This is a genomic window from Micromonospora citrea (assembly GCF_049629545.1).
Lineage (GTDB): Bacteria > Actinomycetota > Actinomycetes > Mycobacteriales > Micromonosporaceae > Micromonospora > Micromonospora citrea_A.
On the sequence record NZ_JBNADX010000032.1, the window covers coordinates 1 to 10,212 of the forward strand.

General features: G+C 71.0%; 9 protein-coding genes and 1 rRNA gene. 2 read left to right on the top strand and 8 right to left on the bottom strand.

The window, feature by feature from the left end:
* Positions 1-86 precede the first annotated feature (86 nt).
* Positions 87-1,603, bottom strand: a 16S ribosomal RNA gene (locus tag ACPFP2_RS26130).
* Positions 1,604-2,269: 666 nt separating this feature from the next.
* Positions 2,270-3,286, bottom strand: coding sequence for a glycosyltransferase (locus ACPFP2_RS26135; RefSeq protein WP_424092343.1), 1,017 nt, complete (start codon positions 3,284-3,286; stop codon positions 2,270-2,272).
* A 282-nt stretch (positions 3,287-3,568) separates the two neighbouring features.
* Between ACPFP2_RS26135 and ACPFP2_RS26140 the strand changes: the two genes are divergently transcribed.
* Entirely contained in the window at positions 3,569-4,972 is a 1,404-nt protein-coding gene (locus tag ACPFP2_RS26140) for a hypothetical protein (RefSeq protein WP_424092345.1), read from the top strand.
* Positions 4,973-5,010: 38 nt separating this feature from the next.
* Here the strand turns inward: ACPFP2_RS26140 and ACPFP2_RS26145 are convergent, their stop codons facing one another.
* From ACPFP2_RS26145 to ACPFP2_RS26170, 6 genes are all read right to left on the bottom strand, one after another.
* On the bottom strand, positions 5,011-5,607 hold the full coding sequence (locus ACPFP2_RS26145; protein WP_424092347.1) for an NAD(P)-dependent alcohol dehydrogenase: 597 nt from the start codon (positions 5,605-5,607) through the stop codon (positions 5,011-5,013).
* A 190-nt stretch (positions 5,608-5,797) separates the two neighbouring features.
* Complete coding sequence (locus tag ACPFP2_RS26150) at positions 5,798-6,022, bottom strand: helix-turn-helix transcriptional regulator (RefSeq protein WP_424092349.1); 225 nt, start codon at positions 6,020-6,022, stop codon at positions 5,798-5,800.
* A complete protein-coding gene (locus ACPFP2_RS26155; RefSeq protein WP_424092351.1) occupies positions 6,016-6,327 on the bottom strand; it encodes a hypothetical protein in 312 nt (103 codons plus the stop codon). The genes ACPFP2_RS26150 and ACPFP2_RS26155 overlap by 7 nt, the downstream gene beginning before the upstream one ends.
* Positions 6,328-6,446: 119 nt before the next feature.
* Positions 6,447-7,250 (bottom strand): nucleotidyltransferase domain-containing protein, encoded by an 804-nt coding sequence (locus ACPFP2_RS26160; RefSeq protein ID WP_424092353.1) that lies wholly within the window; start codon positions 7,248-7,250, stop codon positions 6,447-6,449.
* A 58-nt stretch (positions 7,251-7,308) separates the two neighbouring features.
* Positions 7,309-7,941: a DUF998 domain-containing protein gene (locus tag ACPFP2_RS26165; protein ID WP_424092355.1), complete on the bottom strand. Its 633-nt coding sequence runs from the start codon at positions 7,939-7,941 to the stop codon at positions 7,309-7,311.
* A 26-nt stretch (positions 7,942-7,967) separates the two neighbouring features.
* The gene (locus ACPFP2_RS26170) at positions 7,968-8,900 is read right to left on the bottom strand and encodes a diacylglycerol/lipid kinase family protein (RefSeq protein WP_424092356.1); all 933 of its coding nucleotides are present in this window, start codon (positions 8,898-8,900) and stop codon (positions 7,968-7,970) included.
* Between the two features lie 229 nt (positions 8,901-9,129).
* Here ACPFP2_RS26170 and ACPFP2_RS26175 point away from each other — a divergent pair, with 229 nt between their 5' ends.
* Complete coding sequence (locus ACPFP2_RS26175) at positions 9,130-10,128, top strand: helix-turn-helix domain-containing protein (protein ID WP_424092358.1); 999 nt, start codon at positions 9,130-9,132, stop codon at positions 10,126-10,128.
* Positions 10,129-10,212: the final 84 nt, after the last annotated feature.

Sequence of the window (10,212 nt, forward strand, 5' to 3'; positions counted from 1 at the left end):
CCAGTGTCTCCGCCATCTGAGCACCCCGACCCGACATTCGCGGGCCGTGGGCTCCATGCCGTCTTTCGACGGATGGTGCTCCTTAGAAAGGAGGTGATCCAGCCGCACCTTCCGGTACGGCTACCTTGTTACGACTTCGTCCCAATCGCCAGCCCCACCTTCGACGGCTCCCTCCCACAAGGGGTTGGGCCACCGGCTTCGGGTGTTGCCGACTTTCGTGACGTGACGGGCGGTGTGTACAAGGCCCGGGAACGTATTCACCGCAGCGTTGCTGATCTGCGATTACTAGCGACTCCGACTTCACGGGGTCGAGTTGCAGACCCCGATCCGAACTGAGACCGGCTTTTTGGGATTCGCTCCACCTCACGGTATCGCAGCCCATTGTACCGGCCATTGTAGCATGCGTGAAGCCCTGGACATAAGGGGCATGATGACTTGACGTCATCCCCACCTTCCTCCGAGTTGACCCCGGCAGTCTTCGATGAGTCCCCGCCATAACGCGCTGGCAACATCGAACGAGGGTTGCGCTCGTTGCGGGACTTAACCCAACATCTCACGACACGAGCTGACGACAGCCATGCACCACCTGTGACCGCCCCCGAAGGACCTCACATCTCTGCGAGTTTTGCGGCCATGTCAAACCCAGGTAAGGTTCTTCGCGTTGCATCGAATTAATCCGCATGCTCCGCCGCTTGTGCGGGCCCCCGTCAATTCCTTTGAGTTTTAGCCTTGCGGCCGTACTCCCCAGGCGGGGCGCTTAATGCGTTAGCTGCGGCACAGGGAACCGGAGAGGCCCCCCACACCTAGCGCCCAACGTTTACAGCGTGGACTACCAGGGTATCTAATCCTGTTCGCTCCCCACGCTTTCGCTCCTCAGCGTCAGTATCGGCCCAGAGACCCGCCTTCGCCACCGGTGTTCCTCCTGATATCTGCGCATTTCACCGCTACACCAGGAATTCCAGTCTCCCCTACCGAACTCTAGCCTGCCCGTATCGACTGCAGGCCCGCAGTTGAGCTGCGGGTTTTCACAGTCGACGCGACAAGCCGCCTACGAGCTCTTTACGCCCAATAAATCCGGACAACGCTCGCGCCCTACGTCTTACCGCGGCTGCTGGCACGTAGTTGGCCGGCGCTTCTTCTGCAGGTACCGTCACTTACGCTTCGTCCCTGCTGAAAGAGGTTTACAACCCGAAGGCCGTCATCCCTCACGCGGCGTCGCTGCATCAGGCTTCCGCCCATTGTGCAATATTCCCCACTGCTGCCTCCCGTAGGAGTCTGGGCCGTGTCTCAGTCCCAGTGTGGCCGGTCGCCCTCTCAGGCCGGCTACCCGTCGTCGCCTTGGTAGGCCATCACCCCACCAACAAGCTGATAGGCCGCGAGCCCATCCCAGGCCGAAAAACTTTCCACCACCAACCATGCGATCGGAGGTCATATTCGGTATTAGCCCCGGTTTCCCGGGGTTATCCCAAAGCCTAGGGCAGGTTGCTCACGTGTTACTCACCCGTTCGCCGCTCGAGTACCCCGAAGGGCCTTTCCGCTCGACTTGCATGTGTTAAGCACGCCGCCAGCGTTCGTCCTGAGCCAGGATCAAACTCTCCAACAAAAACTTGTCGAAAAACTGTCCTGACAACAAAAGTGTTGCCAAAGGAATCCCAACCAACAACCCTCCCGAAAGAGAATCGCCAGTCCGGGGTATAAATCATAATTGGCACTGGCTTATCAAGCACCCTGTTGAGTTCTCAAAGAACAACCACACACCGCCCGGAAACCCCACAACCGCAGGACCCCCGACCCGGGGCACATCGTCCAACCGCGTCCAACGCTCTCGCGCCGGGCACTTTTACTACGTTACCCGCTGATATCCGCCGTGTCAAACCGCTCTGTCGCGATCCACACCACTTCCACCACAATTCCAGGCACCACAAATCAACCGGCTCACGCCGCTCGACTCGTGGATTCTCGGCAGGACGGCCGCTCGCGGTCACCCACGAATCCGTCCGTTTCCCTGCCGACGTGGAACCTTACCCGGTCGGCTCCGCCTCACCAAATCGACCCCCTGGTCGATTCGGGGCACCACCCGAATGTCGGTTCCGCGCTCCGGCCTCCCAGGTCTTTCGCCCTGTTTCGTCCGTTCCGCGCTGGCAGAGAGAAAGTTACGCGGCCGGCGAGTTGATCGTCAAATCCACGGAACGCGGCGCCGGTCACATCGCACAGCCGGGCCCGTCGTCGCGGTTCCGGGCCTCGTGGCGAGGCGCAGCGGCGGGCCGGCTCACGTACGGTCGAGGTGTTCCGGCAGTTGGCGGACCACCTCCTGCGGGGCGGGCATCCGGGCGATCTCCTCGGCGACCGCGCGGGCGGCGTCCCGGTGGCCGCCGTCGCCGTGCCGCGGCAACAACCGCGCGACCTGGTCGGCGACGAGGTCCGCGCTCACCTCCCCGGGCAGGAGTCGCAGTCCGGCCCCGGCGGCGCTGACCGCCTCGGCGTTGGCGAACTGGTCGGCGCCCTGGGGCAGGACCACCTGCGGTGCCCCGACGACGAGCGCGCCGAGTGTGGTGCCGCTGCCACCGTGGTGCACGACCACGTCGACGTAGGGCAACAGCTCCGCCTGCGGCACCCAGGCGTGGACGGTGACGTTGTCCGGCACGTCGCCGAGCTGCTCCGGGCGTACCCGGCCGGCGGCGACCACCACGTACGCGTCCAGCCTCGCCAGGCCCTCGACGGCCGTGCTGAGCAGCTCCGGCGTCCCGAAGACCGTGCCGAGGGTCAGGTATACCAACGGCGTCCCAGCCCGCGTCCCGACGCCCGTCGGCAGGATGCCCGGCTCGGAGTACGGGACCGGACGCACCGCGATGCGCTCCTCGGTGGCGAGGAAGCGCCGGTCCTGCAGGGAGGGCGGGCAGATGTCTACGTGCGGGAGTCGTGGCACCTCACCGGCGGCCACGGGCGGTTCCAGACCGATCCCCGCCGGGAACATCCGCCCGAATCCGTGCCAGATGCTCGGGATTCCGGCACGGTACGCGGCGACGGCCGCCCCCGGCAGTCCCCACTCGTGCACCACGAGGTCGGGCCGCAACCGGGCCAGCTCCGGCTCGAGGTCCTCGGCGTAGATGTCGTAGAACGCGTCCGCCGGCCGGAAGGGCCGCAGCCCGTTCGCCGCCAGCGGGGCGTGCACGGCCTCACCGGTGGCGAAGTGCACCTCGTGACCGGCCTCGCGGGCCGCGATCGCGAGGGGGATCAGCGGGTACGTGTGCCCGACCGATGCCAGGCTGGCGAACAGCAGACGCATGTCCGGAAAGCTACCCCCCGCCCGACCCGTCGGGAGGGTCCGTACGTGCCCGGCGGAAGGCGGTGACGGTCGCACGTCGTACCCGGGGAGGCCGGGGCCGTGACCGACGTGGACGGTCGATGGAGCCGGCCTCGTCCGACGAGGTGCGGCGACGCACCCGCCGGGTGTCCCGATCAGCGGGGCGGGCCTATGACCGGGGCCCGGACGACGGTAGCGTTGCGCCACATCACTGGCCCGTGGGCGAACATCCGCGTGGCGCTCGGAAGGTACGGAGGGTGCTGCATGTCCAACGGCGAGGAGCCGTTCGCGCTGCGTGACGACGTGGCCGGTCGGCCGCATTTCGAGACGGCCCTGCGCGGCTACGACAAGCGGCAGGTGGACCGGTACGTCGAGCAGACGGACGGCCAGCTGGCGACGGTGACGGCGGAGCGCGACCAGGCCGCCGGTCAGTTGCACGGCCTGACCACGCACATCCAACGCCTGCAGGCTGAGGTGACCGAGCTGCGCCAGCGTCCGGCGCAGGTCGACCGGGCCTCGTTCCGGGACCTGGGGCCGATGGTGGACCAGATCCTGGCGCTGGCCGAGAAGCAGGCCGGGGTGATCACCGAGTCGGCGACGCAGCGGGCGAACACCCTGCAGTCGGAGGCGGAGAAGGTGCTGGCCGAGGCGCGCGAGCGGACCGCCCAGGCGCTGCGTGACCTGGACGAGGACCTGGCCGCGCGCCGGGCCGAGCAGGACAAGGCGTACGAGGAGCGCCGGTCGGTGGCCGAGACGGAACTGGCCGAGATCCACGACCGCGCGGAGCGGCTGCGGGCCGAGGGTGAGGCCGCGCACGAGCGCGCCCAGCAGGAGGCGAAGCGGATCAGCGAACAGACCGCCAAGCAGATCACCCAGACCCGGGCCGCCGCCGAGGCGCTGACGAAGGCGGCGCGGACCCAGATCCAGCAGGAGATCCAGGCGGCACGTACGCAGAGCCAGCAGGAGCTGGCCCAACTGCACGCCAACGCGGAGAAGGAGATCGCCGAGCTGCGGGCCGCGGCCGAGCAGGAGCTGGTCGCGCACCGGGCGGCGGCCGAGCAGGAGCTGACCAACCAGCACAGCGCCGCCGAGCAGCAGATCCAGTCACTGATCGCGGAGGCGCAGCAGTACGCGACGGAGGTGCGCCAGCGCGCCGACGAGCAGGTGGCCGGGCATCAGGAGCAGCTGACCGCCGTACAGCAGGAGATCGCGGAGCGGCAGCAGGCGCTGGCCCAGGTCCGGGAGGAACTGGAGACCGCCCGGGGACAACTCGCCGAGATCCAGCAGGAGGGTGACACCGCCGAGCGGGACCTGATGCAGGCGCAGCGACGCCTGGAGGAGGTCCGCCGGAGCCTGGCGACGGAGACCAAGCGGCTGGAGGAGGCCCGGCAGGCGGCCGACTCGGTGGAGCGGCACGCCAAGGACGTGCGGGCGCGGGTGCAGCGCGAGGCGAAGCGGGTGGCCGACCTCGCCGCCGCAGCGGTGATGGCCGCCGCCGCGGGTGGGTCGGAGACCGCCGAGTTCCCGGTCATCACGGTCCGCCCGCCCGCGGAACTGCCGGCGGAGGAGACCCCGCAGGAGCGTCGCGGGCAGTTCACCGCCGACCGGCCGGCGCCCGAGCCGTACGTGCCGGCGGCGGCGCACCGGCCGGAGGTGGTGGGCACCTGACCGACGGTTGGTGGGGCTGACCGTCCCACCAGGCGGGGTCAGGGTAGGACGACGTTCTTGCCGCGGGCGTGGCCGCCCTCGACGTGCCGGATGGCCTCGGCCGCCTCGGCGAGCGGCCAGGTCCGGTCCACGACCGGCCGGAGCTGGCCGGCGTCGATCAGTGCGGTCAGCGCGTCGAGGTTGTCGCTGCTCTCCTTGGCGACCAGCGGGACGAGGCGCTGGCGTACCAGTGGGGACAGCAGCAGGGCGCGCAGTTGCCGGTCGATGCCCCGGAGCAGGCGTCCGCCGGCCGATTCGCCGCCGACGAGGACCAGCGTGCCGGTGGGGGTGAGGGCCCGGCGCAGCCGGGTCAGCGGGCGGTTGCCGGCGGTGTCGATGACGACGTCGTGACGCAGGCCCCGGTCGGTGATCTCCTCCCGGCTGTGGTCGACGACCTCGGCCGCGCCGAGGGAGCGCACGAGGTCGGTCTTGGCGGGGCCGCAGACGCCGGTGACGTGCGCCCCGGCGGCCACGGCGAGTTGGACGGCGAAGTGGCCCACGCCGCCGGCCGCGCCGATGACGAGAACGCGCTGGCCGGGGCGGACCCGGGCGGCGTCGCGGACGGCGGTGAGCGCGGTCTGGGCGGAGACCGGCACGGCGGCGGCCTCCGCGAAGCTGAGGCCGGCCGGTTTGCGGGCGAGTTTGCGCGCGGGCGCGAGGGCGTACTCGGCGTAGCTGCCGGCGCCGGTGCCGTAGACCTCGTCGCCGGGTCGGCGGGCCGGGGCCGGTCGACGTCGCGGAGCCGGAGCACGTCGACGCTGCCGTAGCGGTCCTGGACCAGGGCCTTCACGAGTCCTCCTGCGGGTAGTGGAACACGTCGGTGAGTGGTACGCCGAAGACGCCGGCGATCTGGAAGGCCATCTCCAGGGAGGGCGAGTAGCGGCCCTGCTCGATGGCGATGACGGTCTGCCGGGTGACGCCGATGCGGCGGGCCAGTTCGGCCTGGGTCAGGTCGCCGTGCGCGGCGCGCAGGGCGCGGATGGAGTTGGTGACCCGGGTCGGCTTCACCACGACTGGAAGCCCCGCCGGTAGGCGACGACGACGAAGGACTGGCCGATGTGCTCGCCGATCCGGTGGATCTCGCGGTCCCGCTGGTCGGCCTGGTTGGCCCCCTCGGGGGAGACGATCGAGACGACGATGTGCAGCAGGATCGCCGCCGCGATGGCGCCGCCGACGGTCCAGAGCAGGGCGGCGGCGTACGGGACGTCGGCGAGCGGGACACCGTCGGCGCGGCCGAGGACGACGGTGGCGTAGCTGGCGTACGCGACGACGGCGACGACCGCCATGATCCAGGCGCGTTTCTCCTCGAAGGCCACGGACCCCTCCCGACGTGTAAAGAGTTCTTGACACATCGACGGTAGGCTTGCCCGTGCCACCGTGTCAAGAATTCTTTACACATCCCGCCAGGCTCGGTCCCCCACCGCCCCGCGCCGGGTCAGCTCCCGTCGAGCACCCGACGCAGCACCCACCGTTGGAAGTCGCGGGCCTGCCCGCCACCCGGCGCGGTGCCGCCGCTGCGGGCCGCCACGCAGCGGGCGATCAGCTCCGGGTACGCCCCGGCCGCCGCGACCCGCCGCCCGGCGGCGACCTTCGACAGCCAGACACCGTCGCGCAGCCGGACCAGGGACCGACAGGCGCCCAGCACCGCGTCCTCCGCGCCCGGCAGCGGCGGGTCCCCGCCCGACCCGTCCGTGGTGTGCCCGCTCGCGGCGGGACCGGGCAGGGCCAGCCACCAGCGCAACGCCTCGACGAGCAGCCGGCGCAGATCGTCCGGGCGTAGGTCGGCGAAGACCTCGACGGCGGGCGGGCCGAGCAGGGCGTACCCGGTCTGATGCAGGATGCTGCGGTCCAGGCCGTACCAGAAACGGCCGTCGGCGGCGGGCCGGTCGGCGGCGTCGAGGGTGGCGCGGAACGGCATCCGTGCCCCGCTGTTCAGCTCCACCTCGAACCCCGGCTCCGGGGTGCCCGACCCGGCCACCGCGCGGGTGTAGACGACCAGCTCCAGGCCGCGCGCCGGGCACGGCAGCGCCTCGTGCCGCAGCCGGGCCAGCAGGTCCCGCCCGCGGACGACGTCGAGGCGGTCGGCGACGACGAGCGCCACGTCGACGTCGCTGCGGCCCGGCTGGTACGCGTCGAGCGCGACCGACCCGGCCGCGTACGCGCCGACCAGGTCGTCGCCGAGGACGTCGCGGGCCGTGCCGGCCAGGTCGTCGAGGTAGCGGCGTACGGTCCGGTCCATCCCGCCATCCTGCCCGGCGCACCCGTGCGCGGAACGACCACCCGCCGCCCGACCGCCGCTACGCGGACCCGTCCCGGATGATCGCCTCGCCCTTGACCAGCCAGGCCACCCCGAACGCCAGCACCGCCACCGTCTCGCACCAGAAGACCGGCTCGACCGCGTCCTGGACGGCGTCGGGCAGGAACGTGCTGGCCACGGCGGCCACGATCGCGGCGACGATGAGCCAGCCGCAGACCCGGTACACCCGGTTGCGGATCAGCTTCTCGGGGGTCGGCACGCCCGTCGGGTCGGTGCGGGTGAACAGCAGCAGGCAGAAGCCGGCCAGGATCAGGAACAGGGCGGCGGCGCAGACCTGGTGCAGCCGCCCCACCAGCGTCTGCGCGGCGCTGGGCAGGCCGGGCGCGGTGGGCAGCAGCGCCACCGCGATGGACAGCACCCCGGCGACACTGCTGAGCACGTCGTCGAGACGGCGGTAGCGGTAGCAGATCAGGAAGACGCCGATCGCGCACATGCTGCCGACGAAGACGTCCCGCATCGCCGTGTGGTACGCCCCGCTGATCGAGCCCAGCAGGATCGGCCGGCCGGTGACGAGCGCGTGGCCGGCGGTCAGCACGAACGGCAGGGCGATACCGACCACGCCGATGCCCAGCCGCAGCCGGCGGACCGTCAGCATGTCCTGCGTCGGAACCATCGCCCCTCCCCCGGGACGCACCTGGCTCAACTGTCCGCCTCGGGGCAGCAGACCGTCAACGCCCCGGGCACCACCTTCACCTTCAGGCGCTTCGTGCGCGTCCGGGCGCCGCCGTCCAACTCGTACGTCTTCGCGGTGGCGAACCGGACCGTGACCTTCCGCCCCCGGGTGATCCGGACGAACGGCGAGTCCTCCGACCGACCGGTCGCCATCCGGCCGAGGGTACGGGCCCAGTCGACCGCGCCGCTGGCGGTGGAGACGCCGATCTCCAGGGCGCCGTCGTCGGGGCGGGCGTCGTCGAAGGCCGGCACGCCGCCGGTGATGGTGCCGACGTTGCCGAAGAGCACGCAGCTCGCCTCGCCGTCGAACCAGTCGGCGCCGTCGACCCGGATCCGGGTGCGGACCAGGTCGCCCCGCACGTGGCGCAGCCCGGTCCAGACGTACGCGACCCGGCCGAGCCTGCCCTTGAGCTTGCGGTCGGCCTCCCGGATCAGGTCGCCGTCGAAGCCGGCGCCGGCCATCACCGCGAAGTGCTCTCCGTTGAGCCGGCCCAGGTCGAGCCTGCGCCGGCGGCCGTGCAGCCCGATCCGGACCGCCTCGGCCAGGTCCGTGGGGATGCCCAGGTTGGTGGCGAACAGGTTGGCGGTGCCGGCGGGCAGGATCGCCATCGCGGCGTCCGAGCCGGCGAGGGTGTCCGCGCAGCGCTGCACCATGCCGTCGCCGCCCCACACGAAGATCAGATCGGCGCCCTTCTCCAGCGCCCTGCGGGCCTTCTTCGGGGCCTTGCGGCTCTTCGGCACCTCGTACCAGAGCAGGCGCTCGACGCCGGCGGAGACGAGCGTCGCGCGCAGCTCGTCGAGGCCGCCGCCGAGGGTCTTCTTCCGGTGGGCGACGACGGCGACGGTGGTCGCGGCGGTCGCGGTGCGGGTGTCCGGTTCCGTCGTGGCGCTGCTGCTCATGACCGGAAGTGATACCCCGCCACGCGCGATTCCACGCGCCCGACAAGATCGGCCGGACGGGCGTCCGGTAGCGGGGCGCGACGCCGACGGCCCGCTGTCGGCCGCGCCGTAACAGGCCGTTCACACCCTGGTCGCCTGCTGGCCAGGCAGGCTGCACGGCTGCGAGATCATGGCTGGCGCGACCGCAACACCTGGGACACACTTGAGGCCCGACAACGAGGACGGGGGCATGGGTAGCTCCACAGAGGACGACACGGCTGCGGCTTTCGTACGAGAGCTCACGCACTGGCGCCACCAACGCCGACTGTCCAAGAAGGAACTGGCGGAGCGGACCGGCTTCGACCCGTCGTACGTCAGCCACATCGAGAACGGACGGCACCAACCGACCGAGGAGTTCGCCCGCCGGGTCGAACTGGTGCTCGACAGCGGCAACCGGATCTGGCAGCGCTACGTCGCGTTCGCCGGCACCCGGGGCCCGGCCGGCCGCGCCTCCGGACTCGGCCCCACCGCCGTCCCCCCGCCGGCCGGGCCACACCTGGTCATCGACGACGAGCAGGCCGACCTGTCCCTGGTCGACGGCGGGTACGAGTGCCGCTTCCGGCGGGTGCTGCACAGCGTCGGCACCGAACCGATCACCCGACACACCGTGCAGATCGACATCGACCGCTTCCCCGACGACCCGGCCCGGTCCACCGCCTTCCACAGCCGTCACCCGCTCACCCTCGACGAGGTCAGCTTCCAGGCGTCCCTCGGCGCCGAGCGACCCGAGCCGATGCGCTGGCGGGTGACCCGCAGCCGGGACGCCTTCATGAAGATCGCCCTGCTGTTCGAGAGCGGTGGCGCCCCGGCGCCGCTCTACCCCGGGCAGCGCACCGTGATCCACTACGCCTACCGGGTGCCGGTGTGGAAGTTCGGCGACTGGCTGCAACGCGACATCCGGCTGCCCACCCGCCGGCTCACCGTACGGCTGGACTTCCCGGCCGCCACCCGACCGACGGTCTGGGCCAGCGAGACCTCCTTCACCTCGGAGACCACCACGGCCGTCACCCCCTTCCGGCAGGAACGCCAGGGCGTCGTGGCGTACGAGTGGGAGGTCCCCCGCCCCCGGCTGCGCGCCCAGTACCGGGTGCACTGGCGCTACGGTGACCCGGCGGCCGCCCTCGCCGGGGCCGACGTGCCGGTGGAGCTGCGCGGACCCGGCCCGGACACCCGGGCGACCGCCTGCTGACACTTCCCGCCCCGACGCCGGCCGGTCCCGGCACCGGCGAGTTCCGACCGTGGAAGTTCCCGCCGGAGACGGCGGAAGCTGTCC